The sequence below is a fragment of the Mycobacterium sp. genome (assembly GCF_039583805.1).
GTDB lineage: Bacteria > Actinomycetota > Actinomycetes > Mycobacteriales > Mycobacteriaceae > Mycobacterium.
This window is the reverse complement of the sequence record NZ_JAVKSH010000005.1, coordinates 37,493-58,611: the sequence shown is the minus strand read 5'-3', so window position 1 is coordinate 58,611 and position 21,119 is coordinate 37,493. Positions and strand designations below refer to the sequence as shown.

The 21,119-nt window shown below is 68.9% G+C and carries 18 protein-coding genes and 2 pseudogenes; 8 read left to right on the top strand and 12 right to left on the bottom strand.

What is annotated here, in order from left to right:
* Together ABDW21_RS01320 and ABDW21_RS01315 are read left to right on the top strand one after the other, a co-directional pair.
* Positions 1-366 (top strand): annotated as a pseudogene (locus ABDW21_RS01320) (secretion protein EccK); the annotation flags it as partial.
* 158 nt (positions 367-524) lie between these two features.
* Entirely contained in the window at positions 525-2,501 is a 1,977-nt protein-coding gene (locus ABDW21_RS01315; RefSeq protein ID WP_343600720.1) for a M13 family metallopeptidase, read from the top strand.
* 70 nt (positions 2,502-2,571) lie between these two features.
* Here ABDW21_RS01315 and ABDW21_RS01310 read toward each other — a convergent pair whose 3' ends face one another.
* From ABDW21_RS01310 to ABDW21_RS01300, 3 genes are all read right to left on the bottom strand, one after another.
* Complete coding sequence (locus ABDW21_RS01310) at positions 2,572-3,624, bottom strand: L,D-transpeptidase (RefSeq protein WP_343600721.1); 1,053 nt, start codon at positions 3,622-3,624, stop codon at positions 2,572-2,574.
* Between the two features lie 132 nt (positions 3,625-3,756).
* A complete protein-coding gene (locus tag ABDW21_RS01305; protein ID WP_343600744.1) occupies positions 3,757-4,926 on the bottom strand; it encodes an MFS transporter in 1,170 nt (389 codons plus the stop codon).
* A 124-nt stretch (positions 4,927-5,050) separates the two neighbouring features.
* Positions 5,051-5,350 carry a metal-sensitive transcriptional regulator gene (locus ABDW21_RS01300; protein ID WP_343600722.1) on the bottom strand — a complete coding sequence of 100 codons (300 nt, stop codon included), beginning with the start codon at positions 5,348-5,350 and terminating at the stop codon, positions 5,051-5,053.
* 71 nt (positions 5,351-5,421) lie between these two features.
* Here ABDW21_RS01300 and ilvD point away from each other — a divergent pair, with 71 nt between their 5' ends.
* Complete coding sequence (gene ilvD, locus ABDW21_RS01295) at positions 5,422-7,125, top strand: dihydroxy-acid dehydratase (protein WP_343709969.1); 1,704 nt, start codon at positions 5,422-5,424, stop codon at positions 7,123-7,125.
* A 116-nt stretch (positions 7,126-7,241) separates the two neighbouring features.
* Here the strand turns inward: ilvD and ABDW21_RS01290 are convergent, their stop codons facing one another.
* Positions 7,242-7,898: an O-methyltransferase gene (locus tag ABDW21_RS01290; RefSeq protein WP_343600724.1), complete on the bottom strand. Its 657-nt coding sequence runs from the start codon at positions 7,896-7,898 to the stop codon at positions 7,242-7,244.
* 118 nt (positions 7,899-8,016) lie between these two features.
* On the opposite strand from ABDW21_RS01290, the gene ABDW21_RS01285 reads away from it, so the two are divergent.
* Entirely contained in the window at positions 8,017-8,163 is a 147-nt protein-coding gene (locus ABDW21_RS01285; RefSeq protein WP_343600725.1) for a metallothionein, read from the top strand.
* Positions 8,164-8,192: 29 nt separating this feature from the next.
* On the opposite strand, the gene ABDW21_RS01280 is transcribed toward ABDW21_RS01285, so the two are convergent.
* From ABDW21_RS01280 to ABDW21_RS01265, 4 genes are read right to left on the bottom strand one after another with little or no spacing between them, the layout of a single operon-like run.
* Positions 8,193-10,295: a glycoside hydrolase family 3 C-terminal domain-containing protein gene (locus ABDW21_RS01280; protein ID WP_343709968.1), complete on the bottom strand. Its 2,103-nt coding sequence runs from the start codon at positions 10,293-10,295 to the stop codon at positions 8,193-8,195.
* Positions 10,296-10,320: 25 nt separating this feature from the next.
* The gene (locus ABDW21_RS01275; RefSeq protein WP_343600727.1) at positions 10,321-10,848 is read right to left on the bottom strand and encodes a TIGR04338 family metallohydrolase; all 528 of its coding nucleotides are present in this window, start codon (positions 10,846-10,848) and stop codon (positions 10,321-10,323) included.
* On the bottom strand, positions 10,845-11,594 hold the full coding sequence (locus ABDW21_RS01270; RefSeq protein ID WP_343600728.1) for a DUF2786 domain-containing protein: 750 nt from the start codon (positions 11,592-11,594) through the stop codon (positions 10,845-10,847). Before ABDW21_RS01270 ends, ABDW21_RS01275 begins: the two co-directional genes overlap by 4 nt.
* A gap of 43 nt (positions 11,595-11,637) precedes the next feature.
* Positions 11,638-12,477, bottom strand: a complete 840-nt coding sequence (locus tag ABDW21_RS01265) for a lysophospholipase (RefSeq protein ID WP_343600729.1) — start codon at positions 12,475-12,477, stop codon at positions 11,638-11,640.
* Between the two features lie 50 nt (positions 12,478-12,527).
* Between ABDW21_RS01265 and ABDW21_RS01260 the strand changes: the two genes are divergently transcribed.
* The 3 genes from ABDW21_RS01260 (at position 12,528) to ABDW21_RS01250 (ending at position 16,148) form a co-directional block, all read left to right on the top strand.
* Positions 12,528-13,268, top strand: a complete 741-nt coding sequence (locus ABDW21_RS01260) for a pirin family protein (RefSeq protein ID WP_343600730.1) — start codon at positions 12,528-12,530, stop codon at positions 13,266-13,268.
* Between the two features lie 102 nt (positions 13,269-13,370).
* Entirely contained in the window at positions 13,371-14,873 is a 1,503-nt protein-coding gene (locus tag ABDW21_RS01255) for a DUF3533 domain-containing protein (RefSeq protein WP_343709967.1), read from the top strand.
* Positions 14,874-15,059: 186 nt separating this feature from the next.
* The gene (locus ABDW21_RS01250; RefSeq protein ID WP_343600745.1) at positions 15,060-16,148 is read left to right on the top strand and encodes a phosphodiester glycosidase family protein; all 1,089 of its coding nucleotides are present in this window, start codon (positions 15,060-15,062) and stop codon (positions 16,146-16,148) included.
* A gap of 220 nt (positions 16,149-16,368) precedes the next feature.
* Here the strand turns inward: ABDW21_RS01250 and ABDW21_RS01245 are convergent, their stop codons facing one another.
* Positions 16,369-17,040 (bottom strand): YoaK family protein, encoded by a 672-nt coding sequence (locus ABDW21_RS01245; RefSeq protein ID WP_343600732.1) that lies wholly within the window; start codon positions 17,038-17,040, stop codon positions 16,369-16,371.
* 165 nt (positions 17,041-17,205) lie between these two features.
* On the opposite strand from ABDW21_RS01245, the gene ABDW21_RS01240 reads away from it, so the two are divergent.
* Positions 17,206-17,640, top strand: a complete 435-nt coding sequence (locus ABDW21_RS01240; RefSeq protein ID WP_343600733.1) for a hypothetical protein — start codon at positions 17,206-17,208, stop codon at positions 17,638-17,640.
* Positions 17,641-17,964: 324 nt separating this feature from the next.
* On the opposite strand, the gene ABDW21_RS01235 is transcribed toward ABDW21_RS01240, so the two are convergent.
* From ABDW21_RS01235 to ABDW21_RS01225, 3 genes and pseudogenes are all read right to left on the bottom strand, one after another.
* Positions 17,965-19,545 carry a hypothetical protein gene (locus ABDW21_RS01235; protein WP_343600734.1) on the bottom strand — a complete coding sequence of 527 codons (1,581 nt, stop codon included), beginning with the start codon at positions 19,543-19,545 and terminating at the stop codon, positions 17,965-17,967.
* Positions 19,546-19,669: 124 nt separating this feature from the next.
* A pseudogene (locus tag ABDW21_RS01230) lies at positions 19,670-19,907 on the bottom strand (long-chain fatty acid--CoA ligase); the annotation flags it as partial.
* A 36-nt stretch (positions 19,908-19,943) separates the two neighbouring features.
* On the bottom strand, positions 19,944-21,056 hold the full coding sequence (locus ABDW21_RS01225) for an NDMA-dependent alcohol dehydrogenase (protein ID WP_343600735.1): 1,113 nt from the start codon (positions 21,054-21,056) through the stop codon (positions 19,944-19,946).
* Between the last annotated feature and the right edge of the window lie 63 nt (positions 21,057-21,119).

The following is a 21,119-nucleotide window of genomic DNA, read 5'->3' as shown; positions in this document are numbered from 1 at the left end:
ATGGCCGGCCGGCACCGGCTGGCGGTGGTCGACCCTGCCACGGCCGCCGAGCTGGCCGCGGTCGCGGACTGGAATCTACTGGAGCTGATGCCGACCGCCCCGGTGGCCGCAGACCCGCCGACGGACCGTCGCGGCGATCTGTGGTGGGACATCAACAAACCGACGATGAGTCAGGCCTCCGACCGCGGCGACGCTCAGCTCAAGTTGTTCGTGCCGTACGTGGAGCACTGCATGGAGTTGGCGCTGCACCAGGCTCACACCGGCATCCACGCGCAGCTGCAACGCCAGGCCGTCACCGACTGGTACTACTGGCGGTTCCTGCACGAGCTGCTCACCGAGGCCCTGACCGGGGCGGCGGCGCCGTGACCGAGAGCCACGTCGACCGAACGCCGTTCAGGAGCCAACGATGAGCCAGGACGATCTGTACGGTTCTCCGGCCCCGCCGGCTGCCGGTTGCCGCGCGACAAGAAGTAGCGGGTCGGCCGGCGCCGTGCGCCAACCGGTGCGGCTGCAAGGATGGCGGGGTGACGGTCAAAACCATCCGCTCCGGCATCGACCTGAGCTACGTCGATCCCGCTGCCCGCCCCCAAGACGACCTGTTCGGCCACGTCAACGGACGCTGGCTGGCCGACTACCAGATACCCGCCGACCGCGCGACTGACGGCGCCTTCCGCGAGTTGTTCGACCAGGCCGAGGTCGCGGTGCGCGACCTGATCACCGAGGCCAGCGAGCACGCCGCGCAGCCGGGCACCGACGAGCAGCGCATCGGCGACCTGTACGCCAGCTTCCTCGACGAGGACACCGTCGAACGCCGCGGCGTGCAGCCGTTGCTCGACGAGCTGGCCCTGATCGACCAGGCCGCCGATCCCGCCGCGCTGGCGGCGGTGATCGGTGCGCTGCAACGTACCGGCGTCGGCAGCGGCGTCGGGGCCTATGTGGACACCGACGCCAAGAACTCCACCCGCTATCTGGTGCACCTCAACCAGTCCGGCATCGGACTGCCCGACGAGTCCTACTACCGGGACCCGCAGCACGCCGACATCCTCACCGCCTACCCCGCTCACATCGCGACGATGTTCGCACTGGTGTATGGCGGGGACCACACCGAAACAGCCGCGCGCATCGTCGCGCTGGAGGCCAAGCTCGCAGCCGCGCACTGGGACGTGGTCAAGCGCCGCGACGCCGAACTGACCTACAATTTAAGCACTTTCGCCGACCTGCATCGGCAGGCTCCTGGCTTCGACTGGTCGGGATGGGTCACGGCGCTCGGCAGCACACCCGCTGCGGTAGCTGAACTTGTTGTGCGCCAACCTGATTACGCCACCGAGTTCGCAACACTTTGGGCAGCAGAAGATCTCGACGACTGGAAACGCTGGGCGCGTTGGCGAGTGATCCACGCCCGCGCCGGGATACTCACCGACGCACTGGTACGCGAGGACTTCGCGTTCTACGGAAAGGGTCTCACCGGCGCCGAGCAGATTCGCGAGCGGTGGAAGCGCGGGGTTTCCCTGGTGGAGGGCTTACTCGGTGACGCCGTCGGAAAGCTCTACGTGGCACGGTATTTCCCACCGAACGCGAAGACCCGCATCGATGCGCTGGTGGCCAACCTGCGCGAGGCCTACCGGATCAGCATCGAAGGTCTGGACTGGATGACACCGCAGACCCGGCAACGGGCATTGGCCAAGCTGGACAAGTTCACCGCCAAGGTCGGCTACCCGGCTACGTGGCGGGACTACGCCCAGCTGGTGATCGAGCGCGGCGACCTGTACGGCAACTACCGGCGCGGCTACGCGGTCAACTACGACCGCGAGCTGGCCAAGCTGGGCGGCCCGGTCGACCGCGACGAGTGGTTCATGACCCCGCAGACCGTCAACGCCTACTACAACCCGGGAATGAACGAGATCGTCTTTCCCGCAGGCATCTTGCAGCCACCGTTCTTCGACCCGGGCGCCGACGACGCCGCAAACTACGGCGGTATCGGCGCGGTGATCGGTCACGAGATCGGCCACGGTTTCGACGACCAGGGCGCCAAATACGACGGCGACGGCAACCTGGTCGACTGGTGGACCGACGCCGACCGGGCCGAGTTCGCCGCCCGCACCACGGCGCTCATCGCGCAGTACGGCGTCTACAGTCCGCGTGCCCTCGCCGACAACCACCACGTGAACGGCGCTTTCACCGTCGGCGAGAACATCGGCGACCTCGGTGGGCTGTCCATCGCCTTGCTGGCCTACCAGCTCTCACTGGACGGTCGCCCCGCCCCGGTCGTCGACGGGCTGAGCGGCGTGCAACGGGTGTTCTTCGGCTGGGCGCAGGTGTGGCGGACCAAATCCCGTGACGCCGAGGCGATTCGGCGTTTGGCCGTCGACCCGCACTCGCCGCCGGAGTTCCGCTGCAACGGCGTCGTCCGCAACATCGACGCCTTCTACGACGCCTTCGACGTCAGCGAGCGCGACGGGCTGTACCTGCCACCCGACCGGCGGGTGCGTATTTGGAACTGACCGCGAGAGTGCAACTGGCAACGCATTTCTCGAGTACAGCCGTCGCCAGTTGCACTTTCGCGGGCAGAGGTCAGATCTGCCAGTCGTTGGAGCCGTCGTTCTTGCTGTAGCTGCCGGTGGAGTTCTTCACCACGACGGCATCGCCAGTGCCGAAATTGTCGAAAAACCACTTGGCGTTCGAGGGGCTGATGTTGATGCAGCCATGGCTGACATCACGCTTGCCCTGGTCGGACACCGACCACGGCGCGCTGTGCACGAAGTCGCCGCTGTTGTCGAACATAACGGCGTCCTCCACGTTCACCTTGTAGCCGTACGCCGAGTTGACCGGCACCCCGTAGGTGGACGAATCCATCACCACTTTGGCCTTCTTGTCCAACACGTAGTACGTGCCGTTGGGCGTCTGGTGACCGCCCGCCGACATGCCCATGGAGATGGGGATCGTTTTTTCCACCGTCCCGTTGCGGGTCACGGTCATCATGTGGGTGGCGTCGTCGGCTGTTGCCACCAGAGCATCACCGGTGTGGAAGTTCGACGTGGTGCCCGCCGCGTCGATATCGACGATGGTGTGGGCGGGCCAGAAGCTGAACGGGCGCCACCGCACCTGGCTCGGGGTCATCCAGTAGAACTTGCCCGGGACCGGCGGAGTCGACGAGATGTGGATCGCCTGTTCGGCCATCGGCTGGTCGGCGATCGGCCGCGCGAAGTTGATGATGATCGGCTGGGCGACGCCGACCATCGAGCCGGTGACCGGAACGAAGGTGGGCGGCACGAACGGCGGCTGGCCGGTGAACGGCGCCGGGTTCTGCCCGGCCACCGGACCCGCGGCAACTGCCGGCTGGGCCGGCGGCGCCAACGGGTCGCCCGGTGGCGGTGCGGCCAGCGGTTCCGCCGGCGGGGGGAACTCCCCGGGCGGCGGCGGGGGGGCGTCCTCCAGCGGCGGGGCAGGGTCGGCCGGCGGCGGCGGACCCGGCAGGTCCGCGGGTGCGGCGCCCGGCACATTCGGGTCGCCGGGCGGCGGCTCATCGGGGTCGGCCAGCGCCACGCCGCTGCCGAACGTCAGCAGCGCCGTCAACCCGGCGACGCTGAGAGCGCCGGCGCGCTTGCCCCTCCGCCATCGCGACATGTGTGTACCTCCCAGTCCACAATCTCGATCCAGTGTGGCACAGCACGCCGACCCGCAGCTGCACCAACAGCTGCCGGCTGCCTCGCGGCAGCGCCCTGAGCTGCAGAGTTTATCGCCGCGGAGCGCGGAACGTTACCGAAGATCGGGGGCGTCGAACAGCGCACGCCGCGCCGTCATCCCCACCGCGGCGACGCCGATCAGCACGGCCGACGCCGCCAGCATCGCCAGCACACTGCGCTCGTAGAGCAGGCCGCCGGCTAGCGAGCCGGCCATGATCCCGATCTGGAAGGCCGCCATGTACAGGCCCGACGCGCCGTCGGGGTCGTCGGCGCCGGCGCGCATCGCCGCAGCCTGCAGCATCGGCGAGACCGCGTTGGCGGCGGCCCCCCAGACGGCGATCGCGGCGGCGCCGATCAGGGCCGTCGTCGTGGTGGGCGGCCCGGCGAACGCGAGCGCGGTCAGCACGGCGAACGCCGCCCACAACGCGCCCATGCCGCTGATCACCGCCGCTCTGGGCCGGTGGTCCAGCGGCCGCGCCACCAGCGGCGTCGCCACCAGCCCGGCGATCCCGTAGGTGGCCAACAGCCAGGCCAGATTCGGCCCGCGCAGCCCCACGACGTCGCGGATGATCACCACGATGAAGGTGTAGGAGATGTAGTGGCCGATCACCGCGACCAGGGTGAGCACGCTCACGGTGACCAGCCGGCCGTTGCGGTGATGCCGGGCCCCCGACCCGGCGCCGGCCAGCTGTTCGTCGGTCAGCTGCAAACGCGGCAGCACGGTGGCGGCAGCCACCGTGACCGCGGCGGCCGCCACGGTGATGCACGCGACAGCCGTTCGCCAGCCCCACACCAGGCTCACCGCCGCCGTGAGTGGGCTGCCGACCACCACCGCCAGGCTGATGCCGACGTAGATCACCGTGGTCGCCCGGCCGGAATGGCTGGCCGGCACCAGCCGGGTGGCGATCGGCGCCAGCACCGACAGGATCAGCCCGTGGGTGATCGCCGACAGTGCCCGCCCCCCGGCCAGCACCGCGAAGTCGGGCGCCGCCGCGGAGACGAGTTGCGAGGCGGTCAGGCAGACCAGGGACAGCAACAGCGCGCGGCGGCGCGGCCAGCGCGCCGTCCACCGCACCAGCGGAATCGTCGTCAGCGCCGCCACCAGCGCGTACCACGCCAGCAGGGTGCCCACCACCGGGACGCTGACGTGCAGGCTGTGGGCGATCGCGGGCAGCGCTCCCACCGGGAAGATCTCCGCGGTGACGTAGATGAACGCCGCGGCCGCCAGCACCGCCAACTGCATCGCGATCCGCGGCGTCCAGGTTCGGACGCCGGAGTCGGTCTCGCGGCGCGACCGCGCTGCTCCATCGGTGCGGGCTGCCCCCACCGGCACTACTCAACCATGCGCGCGAGCCGGGCGGAGATGATCAGGACCGCACGAGTCGCGCGATGGCCGCCGAGGCTTCGGCGAGCTTGTCGTCGGCCTCGTGCCCGCCGGCGACCACCGCGTGGCTGACGCAGTGGCCGAGGTGCTCGTCGAGCAGGTTCAGCGCCACCGAGCGCAGGGCGCTGTTGGCGGCGCTGATCTGGGTGAGGACGTCGATGCAGTATTTGTCCTCGTCGATCATCTTGGCGATGCCGCGCACCTGGCCTTCGATGCGGCGCAGCCGCTTGGCGTAGTTGTCCTTCTGCGGCGAATATCCGCGCGCCGACCTCGGAGTCGTCATGCGGCAACCATACCCCAATGGGGTATACACCGGGATTTTGGCGGACCTGGCCCAGCGCGCATACTCAGACGATGGCCGACAGCAACCCGATCGACATCAAACCGCGCAGCCGTGACGTCACCGACGGCCTGGAGAAGGCCGCCGCCCGCGGCATGCTGCGCGCGGTAGGGATGGACGACGACGACTTCGCCAAGCCGCAGATCGGGGTGGCGTCGTCGTGGAACGAGATCACGCCGTGCAACCTGTCGCTGGACCGGCTGGCCAAGGCGGTCAAGGAAGGGGTGTTCGCCGCGGGCGGCTATCCCCTCGAGTTCGGCACGATCTCGGTGTCGGACGGCATCTCGATGGGCCACGAGGGCATGCACTTCTCGCTGCCCTCGCGCGAGATCATCGCCGACAGCGTGGAAACCGTGATGCAGGCCGAACGGCTTGACGGCTCAGTGCTTTTGGCCGGCTGCGACAAGTCGCTGCCGGGCATGCTGATGGCTGCCGCGCGGCTGGATCTGGCGGCGGTGTTCCTCTACGCCGGCTCGATCCTGCCGGGCCGGGCCAAGCTGTCCGACGGCAGCGAGCGCGACGTCACCATCATCGACGCCTTCGAGGCCGTCGGCGCCTGCGCGCGCGGGCTGCTGCCCCGCGAGGACATCGACGCCATCGAGCGCGCCATCTGCCCCGGCGAGGGCGCGTGCGGCGGCATGTACACCGCCAACACCATGGCCAGCGCCGCCGAGGCGCTGGGCATGTCGCTGCCCGGCAGCGCGGCGCCGCCGGCCACCGACCGCCGCCGCGACGTGTTCGCCCGCCGCAGCGGCGAGGCCGTCGTCGACCTGCTGCGCCGCGGGATCACCGCCCGCGACATCCTCACCGCCGAGGCGTTCGAGAACGCCATCGCGGTGGTGATGGCGTTCGGCGGTTCCACCAACGCGGTGCTGCACCTGCTGGCCATCGCCCACGAGGCCGGCGTCGCGCTGTCGCTGGCGGACTTCAACCGCATCGGCGCCAAGGTGCCGCACCTTGCGGACGTCAAACCCTTCGGCCGCCATGTGATGTTCGACGTCGACCGGATCGGAGGGGTTCCGGTTGTCATGAAAGCGCTGCTGGATGCCGGTCTGCTGCATGGCGACTGCCTGACGGTGACCGGCGCGACCATGGCCGAGAACCTCGCGCACATCGCCCCGCCCGATCCCGACGGCAAGGTGCTGCGTGCGATGGACAACCCGATCCACCCGACCGGGGGCATCACGATCCTACACGGCTCGCTGGCTCCCGAAGGTGCGGTGGTCAAGACGGCCGGTTTCGACTCCGACGTATTCGAAGGCGCAGCAAGGGTTTTCGACCGGGAGCGGGCCGCGCTCGACGCGCTGGAGGACGGGACTATCACCGCCGGTGACGCGGTGGTGATCCGCTACGAGGGCCCCAAGGGCGGCCCCGGGATGCGCGAGATGCTGGCCATCACCGGCGCCATCAAGGGCGCCGGTTTGGGTAAAGACGTCCTGCTGCTCACCGACGGCCGCTTCTCCGGCGGGACGACCGGCCTGTGCGTGGGCCACGTCGCGCCGGAGGCGGCCGACGGCGGGCCGATCGCCCTGCTGCGAGACGGCGACCGGATCCGCCTCGACGTCGCCAATCAGACTTTGGACGTCGTGGTTGACGACGGCGAGTTCGCCTCCCGCCGTGCGGGTTTCACGCCGATTCCGCCGCGCTACAGCACAGGTGTGCTGGCGAAGTACGCCAAGCTGGTGGGGTCGGCTGCCTACGGAGCGGTTTGCGGCTGAGGTATTCGCCGCGAGAGTGCCTGTTTGCACGCCGCCTACGGCGGCATTCCGCGCACGTTCGGGCCGCGAAGGCCCACACCCCGAAGATCGCCGTCGGCGGCGCCTCGGCCGCGCGGTTATCGCACCACCGCGATGGCGAAGCCGTCCCAGCCCTTCACCCCCACCGTCTGTAGCGCCGCCGCATCCAGCCGGGGGTGCTCGCCCATGACCTCCAGCGTCCGGCGCGTCGCGCGTGCTTGCTCGTCGGCTTCCCCCGCCAGGATCTGCCCGTCACGAATGACGTTGTCCACCAGGATGACTGAGCCCGGCCGCGACAAGCGGACAGCCCATTCCAGGTAGCCGGCGTTGTTCTGCTTGTCGGCGTCGATGAACACCAGGTCGAACGGCGCGCCGGTGACGGTCGGCAGCGTCTGCAACGCGGCGCCCACCACCACCTGCACGCGGTCGCTCACGCCGGCGGCCTGGAAGTTGGCCCGCGCGACGGCGGCGTGCCGGGGCTCGTACTCCAGCGTCACCACCTGCCCGTCAGCGCCGGCGCCGCGCGCCAGCCAGATGGTGCTGAACCCGCCCAGGGTGCCGATTTCCAGGATGCGGCGCGCCCGGATCGCCGCGGCCAGCACACACAAGAACTTGCCCTGCTGGGCGGACACCGCGATCTGCGGCAAACCGGCTGCGTCGCTGGCCGCCAGCGCGGCCGACAGCACCGGGTCGTCGCCGACCAGGGTGGTGTCCAGAAAGGCGTCGACGTCGGCAGGATTCGGGTGCTCGCCCATGACGGAAACCCTAGTCCGGCCGACCTTGTCGCCGACAGGTACTTACCTAATACCCGTATGGGGTATATAGTCAGCTCCGATCCCCGCACGGGGGTCGCCACAGAGAAATGTGACGCACATGGCTGACGACGCGACGGGCACTGTACTGACCTGCGCCCACGGCGACTGCGGATGTCGGGTTCGCATCGAGGTCCCCTGCCACTGCACCGGCGCCGGCGCTCCGTACCGGTGCACGTGCGGCGACGAGATGGTCACCGCCGGGTAGGCCCGCCCGACAGGCCGGACGCTGGCCGGTCAGCGTCCGAAGACGCGGCCGGCCAGCGCCACGGTCGCGCTCAGCGCGAGATCGACCGACGACGCCCCCACCGCCACCGCGTACCCGCCCGCCGCGATCCGCCAGCTGCCGGCGGCGCCGTCGTAGCGGGCCAGCAGCCGCGGATCCGCCTCGAACCTCACCCGGCGGGACTGCCCCGCCTCGAGCTCGACCCGTTCGAAGCCGAGCAACCGCATCCGGCGCTCGCCGGGCGCCGCGGCCAGATACAGCTGCGGCACGTCCGCCCCGGCCCGGCCGCCGGTGTTGACCACGGTGACGTCGGCGGTGACGGTTTCGCCGCCCGTCACGGCGAGGTCGCGGTACTCGAAATCGGTGTAGGACAGGCCATGCCCGAACGCGAACAGCGGGCTGTGTCCCTGCCTGGCGAACCAGCGGTAGCCGACGTCGGCGCCCTCGGTGTAGTGGATGGTCGTCGTCGCGCCCCACGGCGCATCCGGCTCCGGCAGGTCGGAGCGCGGCGTCTGGCCCAGGTCGACGGGGAAGGTGACGGGCAGCCGTCCCGACGGATTGACCTGCCCGGCAAGCACTTCGGCGATCGCCCTGCCGCCGGCCTGGCCCGGATACCAGGCCTGCACGATGGCGGCCGCCGAGTCGCGCCAGGGCATCGCGACCGGGTTGCCGGTCTCGAGCACGACGACCGTGTTCGGGTTGGCGCCGGCGACCGCGGCGATCACCGCGTCCTGCCCCCACGGCAGCGACAGGTCGGCGGTGTCGAAGCCCTCGCCTTCTACGCGGACGGCGAAGACGATCGCGACGTCGGCATGTCGAGCCGCCCGCGCCGCTTCCGCGGGACTGACGCCGGGGTCGAACGCGATGCGCGCCTCCGGCAGCAGCCGCTGCAGTTCGGCGACCGGCGACGAGGGCAGCAGCTGCAGGTTGCGCATGCCCCCGGGCAGACCGAGCGGCAGCACCGCCGCGTATCCGCCGGGCGGTACCACCGCGCTCGACCCGCAGCCGGACGGCACACCGAGCTGCGCGCAACCGCCGATCACGGCGATCTGCGCGGTTGGTGAAAGCGGCAGCACACCATGGTTTTCCAGCAACACGATGCCCTGGCGCGCAACCTCGCACGCAATCTCGTTGTGGGCGGCCATATCCGGCGCGGGCCCGGCGTCCCGGGTCTCGACACCGACCGCCAGGATGGAACGAAGGATGCGACACACCATGTCCGACAATCGATCTACGGACAGGCGTCCGTCGGCGTAGGCGGCTTTCAGCGCGTCGGTGAAGGGCTCGCCCTGCCACAGCAAAGCGTCGACCTGGGCGCCGGATTCCTGGTCGAGACCCGCCAGCGCGTACTCCCAGCTGCGGGTGGCGCCCCAGTCCGACATCACCCAACCGCGGAATCCCCACGCACCCTTGAGCACGTCGGTGAGCAGAACGCTGTTGGCGCCGGCGTATTCGCCGTTGACCTTGTTGTAGGCCGTCATCACCGCGCCCGGCTGCGACCGCTCGACGGCGATCTCGAAAGCCAGCAGATCGGACTCACGGTGTGCGGCGGGATCGATGACGGCGTCCAGCCAGTGCCGATTGCTCTCCTGACAATTCAGCGAGTAGTGCTTCACCGTGGAGATCACCCCGTGCTGCTGGATGCCGTTGATGGACTCCGCGGCGATGGCGCCGCTCACCAGCGGATCTTCGGACAGATATTCGAAGTTGCGGCCGCAGCGTGGGTCTCGGGCCAGGTTGATGCCCCCGGCCAGCAGCACGTTGAACCCGCGGCTGCGTGCCTCGCGCGCGATAGCCGCGCCCGCGATACGCGCCAGGGCGGGGTTGAAGCTGGCGGCCAGTGCCAGACCCGCGGGCAGCGCGGTCGCGGTATCGCCGGGCCGATAGCCGGGGTTGGTGACGCCGAGGCTGGCGTCGGTCATCAGCAGCGCGGGCACACCCAGGCGGGGAACGCCGGGAACATAGCCGGCGCTCATCGGAACGTCGGGCGATATCCGCGTGTCGCGGAACGGGAGCAGCTCGCTGGCGCCCATCACGCTGACCAGCAACGAGAACCGCTCCTGGTCGCTCATCTGCGCCTCGATGTCGCGGGCGCGGGCGTCGGCGTCGGTCACCCCGCCAACGGTAGCCCGACGGCGGTTACCGCACGGCCGCTGCAACCCCCTGTTTGCTATACACCACCCGCAGCACGTGGCCCAGCTCCGGCCCCATCACCAGCTCGGCCAGCGTGCACAGCGTCGCGACGAACGCCGGCCCGTGCGGCGGGGACACGTCACACAGGTGGTGCGCAATCTCGTGCAACACCACCAATTCGCGTAGCGCCCAGCCGGCATAGCCACGATCGGGCACCGCGATAATGCCTGTGCCGGAATGGTTTTCGTAGTGTGCCGCGGTGACACCGCGCCGGGCCCGCACCGTCAGCGGCGTCACCGCCGGCCACTGCCGCCGAACCGCGGGTAACGACAGCACGCCGTCGACGTAGCGCTGCACGGTGTCCACCGAGGCGAACCGTGCCTCCGGCGGCAGGGTGATCTGCTCACCGAAAAACTGCACGCTGGGTGACCCGTGCTGGGCTGCCCGGTCGAACAACGTGCGTACGAAGTCCTCGGCCGCGTAGACCCTGGCGCGCTGGGCGTCCCGGGCGGCGGCCGGGTCGGAACCGTTCACCGCTTCAGGGCGGTCCGCGCCGCTGACAACTCCGCGCTGCTTCCCAGCCGCGCCCGCTGCCCGGCCCGGTCACCCGCGCGGCGCGCGGCCGAGGAATACCCGGCCGTGGCGCTGGTGGCCCGCCAGGTGCCGCGCGCCCTGGAGGCGCCGCGGTAGTAGTCGTGCAGCTCGATCTCTTTGTTCCGCAACGCAATAGCCGTTCCCGGCGGACGACGCCGATCCTGCTCTGCCTCCGCCCGGGCCTGCTGGCGCGCCTCGGCCAGCCGGGTGCCCACCCGGGCCCCGAAGGCGAGCTGGAAATTCAGCCGGGCGGTGATCGTCGGGGTGGGCCGGTGCGCACCGGAGACGATGTAGGAGTCCGACGCGCGCACCATCTGGACCACCAGGCCGGCATACAGTGCGTGGCTGGCGTCGATGTCCTCGCCGAACCCGTAGGCGTAGACGAACGTCGAGTTGGACGCCACGTCGCAGCGCACGTCGTTGGCGGCGGCGATCACCACGAACAGCTGCACATAGGTGCGCAGGCCCCGGGTGCCGGCCTCGCCGATGGTGATGGTGCGCTGGATGGGGCTCTGCGCGGGTGAGCGAGCGGCCGCGTGCGACCGGGCCACGGCCAGGTCGATGGACGTCGCCGTCGCCAGCCGTTGCGCCGCGGCCATGAACGCCTCCGCCTCGTGGATGTTGTCGGTGCCTTCGGCCTGCCGCAGCAGGGCGGCGATGCGCGCCAGCATCTTGTCGTCGGTCATGGCACCAAATTAGGCGAACGGTCCGACATTCGGCTGCCGCGATTCACAGCCTGGTGTCGATCCACGCCACCACGTCGTCGAGCACCTGTTCGCGCTCCGGCTCGTTGAACACCTCGTGGTAGAGCCCCGGATACACCCTGAGCTCGACGTCGTCGGACCCGACGCACTCGACCAGCCGGCGGCTGCCGTCGACGGAGATCAGCCGGTCGTCGCCGCCGTGCACGACGAGCAGCGGCGCGGTCAGCGCAGCGGCGCGTTGCGGCATCGTCTCGCCGACCAGCACCAGCGCCCGGGCGATTCCGGCGGGCACCTTGCCGTGGTGCACCAGCGGGTCGGTGTTGTAGGCGTCGACCACCGCCGGATCCCGCGAGATAGCGCCGGCGTCGAGGTCCTGCACCGGAAGGCCCGGCGCGATCGCGCCCAGCAGCCTGGCCGCCAGCGCCAGCGGCGGCGACACCGCGTCCTGCGCGGCCACCGCCGGCCCGGAGAGCACCATCAGGTCGTAGTCGTCCGGGCGTTCGACACCGTAGGCGAAGACGATGCCGCCGCCCATGCTGTGCCCGAGGACGACGCGCCGGCATCCCGGGTGTTCCCGGGTGGCGACGGCGACCAGCGTCGCGAAGTCACCGGTGTACTCGGAGATGTCGCGGCACCGCACCCGCTTGCCGCCCGAGCGGCCGTGGCCGCGGTGGTCGAGCGCGTAGGTCACCAGACCCGCCTCGCCGAAACGCCGGGCGACGTGGTCGTAGCGGCGGGCGTGCTCGCCCAGACCGTGCGAGAGGACCACGACACCGCGCGGCGCCGGGTCGGGTGTCCAGACGTCGTAGACGATGCGCACACCGCCGACACCGTCGAAGGACCGTTCGTCGCGGGTGGTGACCATCATCGGCAGCGTAGCGGTCTTCTTTTCGCCCGGGCGGCTAACCTGACGCTATGCCCGCCAGCGCGGAGCTCCGCCGCGCCGCCGGCCGCGCCGTCACCACGACGTCGTGGCTGACGTCCCGGCACTCGTTCTCGTTCGGCGACCACTACGACCCGGCCAACACCCACCACGGGGTGCTGCTGGTCAACAACGACGACGTCGTCGCGCCGGGCGCCGGCTTCGGCGATCATCCGCACCGCGACATGGAGATCGTGACCTGGGTGTGCGCCGGCGCGCTGGCGCACCACGATTCCGCCGGCCATCGCGGGGTGATCTATCCCGAGCTCGCCCAGCGGATGTCCGCCGGCTCCGGCATCGTGCATTCCGAGCGTAACGAATCTGCAACGGAGCCAGTGCATTTCATCCAGATGTGGGTGCTGCCCGACGTCACCGGCATCACCCCCGGCTACCAGCAGCAGCACCTCGGTGACAGCCTGCTCGCCGGCGGCCTGATCCCCATCGCCACCGGCATCCCGGGGCGCGACGCCGCGCTGGTCATCCACAACCGGTCGGCGGCTCTGCACGGCGCGCGGCTGCGCGCCGGCGATCGCATCGACCTGCCGGCGGCGCCCTACCTGCACCTGTTCGTCGTGCGCGGGCGTCTGGACTTCGAAGGGGTCGGCGCGCTGTCCGACGGCGACGCCGTCCGGCTGACCGGCTCGGACGGCCGGCGCGTCACTGCCGAGGAGCCGTCGGAGCTGCTGGTCTGGGAGATGCATGCCCGGTTGGGCAGCGCAGACCCGGGCGCCTGACGCGGCACCGCGCGGGTCGCTGAGTCGGCACTCCCGACGTCGGGCAATGCGCACGATCGCGCAAACGCGGACATAAGGTAGGCCAGACGACAAGGAGCCGCCATGTCAGACCCGACCCCGCGACACGCCGCGCCCGACGACGCGACCCCCGATGACGCGGTCCCCGCCGCGCCCGACCCGATCTTCGACGCCGTGGTCCCCGACGACCCGATCCCCGACGCGCCCGACGACCCGACTCCCGACGACGCGATCCCCGACGCGCCCGACGACCCGACCCCTCGCACCGTGAGCCCGGCTGCATCCGGGCCGTTCGGCCTCGGCAGCGTGCGCGCGACACGGACCATTCGGTTCTGGCTGGTGCCGATCGTCGTCAGCGTGGCGGTGTTGTCGGCGCTGGCCGCCCTGTATCTGGGCGGAATCCTCAAACCCTCAAGCAACCTGCGCCACTTCCCCGTCGCGGTGGTCAACGAGGACACCGGGCCGACGGGTGGTCAGGTCGTCACCAACCTGGTGTCGCGGCTGGACCAGAACAAATACGACGTTCGTCTGCTGACCCAGGCGCAGGCCCGGCGCCAACTCGACAACGCGCAGATCTACGGCGTCGCGGTGATTCCGCCCGATTTCTCGGCGAAGCTGCAGACGTTCGCCAAGAGCACGGTGACGCCCGGCGACGTCGAGCGGCCGGTGATCGCCGTCTCCACCAATCCGCGAGCCGGCACGCTGGGCGCCAGCATCGCCGGGCAGGCCCTCACCCGAGGGATATCGCTGATCGACCAGGCTGTCGGACAACGTATTTTGGGACAAGTCCAGGAGCAGACCGGTGGGGCGCCGATGGCCGCGGCGGTGACGACGATGCTGGCCGCTCCGATCGAGATCAAGACCGGCACACACAAGTCGCTGCCCGACGGCACCGGCAACGGGCTGTCGGCGTTCTACTACGCGCTGTTGCTGTTGCTGGCCGGTTTCACCGGCAGCATGGTGATCAGCACGCTGGTGGATTCGATGCTCGGTTACGCGCCGGCCGAATTCGGTCCGGTATACCGCTTCGCCGAGCAGGTGCGGATCTCGCGGCTGCGTACCCTGCTGATTAAGTGGTCGCTGGTCGTGGTGCTGGGGCTGCTGACGTCGGCGATCTACCTGGCGATAGCCAAGGCGCTCGGCATGCCCGTTGACCAGGGCTGGCAACTGTGGCTCTACGGGGTGTTCGCGATCGTCGCGGTCGGCGTGACGTCGACCTCGTTGATCGCGGTGTTCGGTTCGCTGGGCCTGCTGGTCAGCATGTTCGTGTTCGTCATCCTCGGGCTGCCGTCAGCGGGAGCGACGGTTCCGGTGGAGGCCCTTCCAGTGTTCCTCAGCTGGCTGGCCAAATTCGAGCCGATGCACCAGGTCTTCCTGGGCACGCGGGCGCTGCTCTATCTCGACGGGCGCGCCGATGCCGGCCTTGCCCAGGCGCTGGCGCTGACCTCGCTCGGTCTGGTCGTCGGACTGCTGCTGGGCGGCATCGTCACCGGCATCTACGACCGCCGCGGGTATCACCGGATTCCCGGCCGCACCAGCACGGGCGCGGGCGAGACCCCCGCCGTGGCAACTGCCGCTGCACAGTAGACGTCCGCGTCTCAAAATCTCAGCGGGCAAACGCACTTGAGCCGTCGCTGAATAGTCACTCCGTTGTTACTAAAGTTGGCTGTGTTATTAAAGAGCACAATGTTGTTTGAGTGACAGTATTACCAGAGTGACAGCATTACCAGAGTGACAGTGTTGGGTTCCGAATCGTGTGCCGAAGGGGTGACCGTGCCGACTCTCACCGCCGCGCTCCGGCGGGTGGCCGCCATCAGCGCCGGGGTACTCCTGTGTGCGACGCTGGCCACCGCGACCGGCCGGCCCGTCGCACGCGCCGAAGCGCGCGACCTGCTCGCCACTGCCATTGCCAACACCCGCGGCTCGTACCTGGTCTACAACTTCGGCGCCGGGCATCCCGCCCCCATGCTCGACGCCGACGGCAGCTGGTACGACGGCACCAACGGCGGCCACCTGATGATCATCAAGGCCGCGTCACAACGACTGTCACCGCATCTGCTGGTCGACACCCACCGCGGGTACCAGGCGCGCTGCGAACTCACCCCGGCCGCGCGCACCGGCGACGGGCTGATGCAGGCGTCGGAAACCTACCCCCCGCTGCAAGCCTGGCAGATGTTGGGCCAGCCGACGATCGCCGTCAACGCGAACTTCTTCGACGTTCGCGGCCAAAAGGGCGGCTCGTGGAAGTCGACGGGCTGCAGCTCGCCGCTGGGCGCGTTCGTCGACAACACCCGCGGCCAGGGCCGCGCCAACCTGCCGATCACCGGGACCATTCCGTATGCCGGCAAGCAAGGGCTCTCCGGCGGCAACGAGAACTGGAGCGCCCTGGCGACCATGATCATCCCGACCCACGCCGCGCCGTCGGTGGTCTGGCCCCTGGGCGGCAGGGACGGCCACGACTACGGCGCCGCCACCCCGGTCGTCACCGGACTGGTGGACAGCGGCGAGCAGTTCGTCGCGGTGAGCGGCCTCGGTCTGCTCGCCCCCGGCAACACCGGCCAGCTCCACGACGGCGGGCCCAGTGCCGCGCGCACGGCCATCGCCTACTCCAAGGCCAAAGACGAGGTGTACGTGTTCCAGGGCGGCAGCTACACGCCGGACAACATCCAGGACCTGTTCCGCGCAATGGGCAGTGACTCGGCGATCCTGCTCGACGGCGGCGGGTCGTCGGCGATCGTGCTGCGCCGCGACACCGGCGGCATGTGGGCGGGCGCCGGCGTGCCCAAGGGCTCCTGCGACACCCGTCAGGTGCTCTGCGACTCCCATGAGCGGGCGCTGCCCAGTTGGCTCGCGTTCAACTAGGTGGTCTCGCTCGTAAGCTCGTCGGGGTGCCGTCCACCGCGGGCAGGTCACCGAACGTGAAGCCCTTGCGAAAAATCCGGCCGATTCTCGCAACGGCTTCACGTTCGGTGCGGCCGGGCTGAGCAGGGTCGACCCACACGCCTCGTTAGTCCCATCTACCTGCCTGTGCTGCAGACCTGGTGACAAACACATAATCCCGACGAACGTATGAGCGCGACCACTAGGCACGTCCGAACTGGAAGATCAGCAGGCTCGCCGCAACGACCACGGCGGCAAGCCCGATCACCGGGGCCACCGCGACCCGCGACAGCGTCGCGCCGACGACGGCACCGCCGGTCATCGCGGCGAGCACACCGTAGCGCAGCTTCTCCTGCTCAGCGGCACCCCCGGCCAAGCGGCTGTTGACTCCAATCGCGACGATCGTCGACGTCAGCACGGTCGTCGTGAGCTCCTGGATGCCGAACTGCCGGGCGGTGGCGTTCTGCAGCCCGAACGACGTCGCCAATGCGGCGATCAGGACGAGCCTGTCCGCGCCCTGAAAGCCGAGCACTCCGGCGCCCACCAGGATCGACAGCACCGCCAGGACGGCGACCTCCGTGCCCAGGGCAGTGGTCAGCCACCGCCGGGCCTGCTCGACGAGCTGGTGAATTAGGCGGCCGCCGAGCACCGAGCCGACGAGAAACCCGCCGACCCCGACGACGGCGGCGGTCAGGTCGACACCGGAGTGCGGTACGAACCAAAACCCCAGGAAGATAGCGTTTCCTGTCATGTTCGCGACGAACACGTGCCCCAGCACCAGCACGCTGATCGCGTCGACCAGACCGGTCGCGACGGTCAGCAGCAGCAGGGCCGTGACTGTGAGCCGCTCGGAGACCGGCGAGATGGCGGCCATGGCCACTTAGCTTAGGAGCACAATCGCGGCACCGGCCCGCGCCGTGATCAGGCCTCACGACCATTCGCGAAACGGCCGCATGGCGTCCACCACACTCGTTATGCTTCGGTGCAGCGCGCCGGCCCGCACGGCGTGGCGCGCTGCCATCGAGGCGAAGGGTGGAGCATGATTCGCGAACTGGTCATCGCCGCTGCGATCACGTGTGCCGGTATCGGCACGGCGCCGGCCGGTGGCGCCGACCCCAACCACTACGACGGCGACGTGCCGGGCATCCACTACGGCGCCGCGCTCAGCGCACCGTGTGACAACTACGAGCGGTACGTGTTCGGGCGAGGCCCAGGCGGTGAGGCGTTGGCATGTCATGAGATCCCGAACCAGTTCTTTGTTCCGTCCGTGCCGAACGCCTACTGGGTCATTTCCTACCCGTTGTACGGAGTCCAGCAGGCCGGCGCACCCTGCCCGGGTCCGCAAGCGGCGGCACAGTCTGCCGACGGACTGGAAATGCTGTGCTTCGGCCAGCAAGGGTGGCAGACCGGGCGGCTTGTCAGTGGTGGGGCGCCACTTCCCGGGCCCCCGGCAGAAGTCATCCCTGTCGGGTGAGTGGCGGAGGCACAGCCGGGTTGGCCTAGCGCTTGGGCGTCACTTCGAACGAGGTCATGGCCGATATCCTGGTCAGCACCCCGCGCGCGTGGTCACGCCGCGCCAATATCTTTCCCCGCGGAGTCGTCGTCGCGGCTACACCGTGAAATTGACGTCTGGGTTGGTGGACGCAGCCTTCGTCGTCCACAGCGACCGGGTCTGCGGGTCGGCCATCAAAGTTGTTGCGCTGTAGAGGATTACACCACCGGTTCACCGCGCCGGCCTCCGAACCAGCAAGGACACTCCGGGCGCTTCGTTCCGGCACGCCCGCGCCCACCACCGGCGTCAGCCCGAAGCAACCTCGGCTGGTTCGGGTTGAGGCAAGTCTGGTTCATCGGGTTGCCTTCGCCCACCGACGACGTTGAACACCAAACCGTAAACGATCACAATAAGTCCGACGGCCGTGAGCAACGGAGCGAACACCGTCAGCGGCGGCCACGTCGTGTCGACACGCATGAAGTTCGCGCGCTCCCGCACCAGCACCGGGATGACATCGTCGCGGAAGTAATCCCTGATCTGGGGCACACTACGCACCGGTGCGCCGTCGAACCGGGTGAGGTTCTCCGTACCCGGGACCGCGGCTGAGCCGTTGGTGAGTCCAGCCAAGTTAGTCAACAGCTGGCTGAGTTTCGGGAAATTCTCCTTGAGCATCTGCTGCCCCTGACCGGGAGGCAGCTTGAGGCTGGTAGCCAGGAAATCGTAGAACTCGGAGTTCTCCGCAGTGACCCCCGAGAACGGCTCCGCAGCAAGCAGATTCGTCGAGTGCGGAAACTTCTCTAGAAGCAGCGCCTTCACGTCGAGCGGGGGCAGACCGGTGTGCTCGGTAAGCAGCACGAGCAGCTTGACCACCTCGCCTCTTCCGCCACCTTCCAGCAGAACCCCCGGACCCAGGGCGTTGACGGTGGTCGAGATGAAATCGACCCCGGCCCGGGCACCGTCCACCCGATCCACCGTGAAGGCCGCGCGAGTATCGTTGAGCAATCGCTGCCCTCCGATAAGCCGCGGGTACAGGTTCAGGGCGAATACCAAGGCCAGCACGAGGGCACCGATCACCGATACCACCGTCCACGCGAGCCGCTGCGGGGGTCCCGAGAGCCCGCGCGAGGTCGCCACCGCCATCAGCGTCCCGAACACCATCACCACGATCCCCAGTATCAGCAGCAGCGGGGCGAGAAAACCGACACCACCGCGCGAGTCCAACCCGCGAAAGTTGGCCTGCTGGCGATCGAACGCGGGGATGAGGTCCTGCTGAAAGTAGTCCCGCACCTGCGGCGCGGTGCGCACCGGGGCGCCGTCGAACCGAGTCATTTTCTGCGTCCCCGGCACCGAGTCCCAGCCAGCGGTCATCTTCGGCAGGCTGTCGATCTGCTGCTTGAGCATCGGGAAGTCTTTCGCAAGCATCTGGTACCACTGCTCCAGCGTCAGACCCAAGGTGCTGGCGAGGAAATCCATCTCCCCGGGCAGCTCGGCGGAGACCTCCGACAACGGCGCCGAATTGAGCAACTGGGTTGTGGACGGGAAAGACGTCAGCAGCCGTTGTCGCATATCGGCATCGGAACGGCCTGTCCGCTCGGCGAGCAGAGCGATCAGTTTCGGCCATTCGACGTCGGTACCGCCCGGGTACATGGCCGGGTCCAGCGTATTGATCGCGATGGAGACCATCGCGACCGCTGCCTCGTCCCCCGCCACCCGGTCGGCGGTGAGCGCCGGGCGAACGCCGTCGATCAACTCCTGTCCGGCATTCAGGCGGGGAAACAACTGCAGCCCGAATACGACGATAACAACGATCAAGCCGATTCCGGCCACACCTGCCCATCCGAACATCACCGTTCTGCGGGCCATCAGTGCCTCCACATCGAGTTGCATCTCACCAGGCCGCTTTGCGGCAAAGCTTGCAAAAGCCTATCGAGCCCATGCGCCATAAAGCAACGGGCCGCCGGCTATTCATCGCGAAACTCGTCGAGATCGCCCAGCCGCAATTCAATATCGTTGCGCAGTAGACGATTTCACCGACCTCACCGACTCCGACGTCGTTCGTCTGTTCGTCGGCCATGAGGGCGGGCGACGGTCGGGACCACCTTGCCCACCGGTCCGCGCTCAGGGACGGTGCCGCGCGGACTGGCTTGGCACGTGGCGCACACTGCCTGCGGCTGTGACGGCACGAGGAAGATACCGGTGACCTTTTCGGCCGCCGGCACGTCGAGCGGCCGCCTGGGTTCGAAGGCGCCCGGCGATAGCCGATGTCGGTGGCGCGAGAGCTTATCTCACGTCCCGTGGATCACGACACCGCGAATGTTCTTGCCGTCGCGCAGATCCTGATATCCCTGGTTGATGTCCTCCAACCGGTAGCGGGCGGTCACCAACTCGTCGAGCTTGAGCTGTCCGGCGTCGTAGAGCCGCAGCAGCTTGACGATGTCGTGCTGCGGGTTCGCCGAACCGAACAGGGTGCCCTTGATCGTTTTTTCGAACAGCACGAGCATGCCGCCGGAGACCTGCACCGTCGGCTTCTCAAGATCGGCCAATCCGACGATGACCACTGTTCCGCCCTTGCCGATCGCGTCGAACGCCGCAGTAACCACGTCCTCGTCGACGACACCGACGGTGACCAGCGCCTGGTCGGCCATCTGGCCCCAGGTTAGTTCCGAGATCTTCGCGGCGGCCTCTTCGGCGGTCGCGAAAGCGTGAGTGGCACCGAATTTCATGGCGGTGTCCCGCTTGAACGCCACCGGATCCACCACGATGACATACTTCGCCCCGGCGTGCGCGGCGCCCTGCACCGCGTTGATGCCGACGCCGCCGACACCGTAGATGACCGTCGTGTCGCCGGCACGCACGCCGCCCGCGTAGTTAGCGCTTGCCCACCCGGTCGGAACGCCGCAGCCGACCAGCACCGCCGTCTCCAGCGGCAGCCAGTCGTCCACTTTGACCACCGAGTGCTGCGAGACCGTGGCGCGCTCGGAGAACGTGCCGAGCAAGCAGATCGCACCGTAGTCGGTGCCGCCGGAGTGGAACCGGAAGCTCCCGTCGGGCATGTTGCCGTCCAGGATGGTGGCCCCCATGTCGCACAAGCTCTGCCGCCCGGTCGAGCAATACCGGCAGGTGCCGCAGTTCGGGATGAAGCTGCACACCACGTGATCGCCGGGCTTGACCTTGGTGACGCCCGGACCGACGTCCTCGATGATCCCGGACCCCTCGTGACCCCCGACGATCGGGTACCGCACCGGCAGTTCGCCGTCGATGAGGTGCAGATCCGTGTGACACAACCCGGCCGCGGTGTATTTGACCAGCACCTCGCCGTCGCGGGGACCGTCCAGGTCCAGCTCCATGATTTCAAATGGATTGTGCGCAGCGTGCAGAACCGCCGCCTTGGTTTTCATCGCTGCTCTCCGTCGCGTCCGCGTAGCTGGGGCGAGACGATGGTGTCGCGGGTGGTGTCCGTC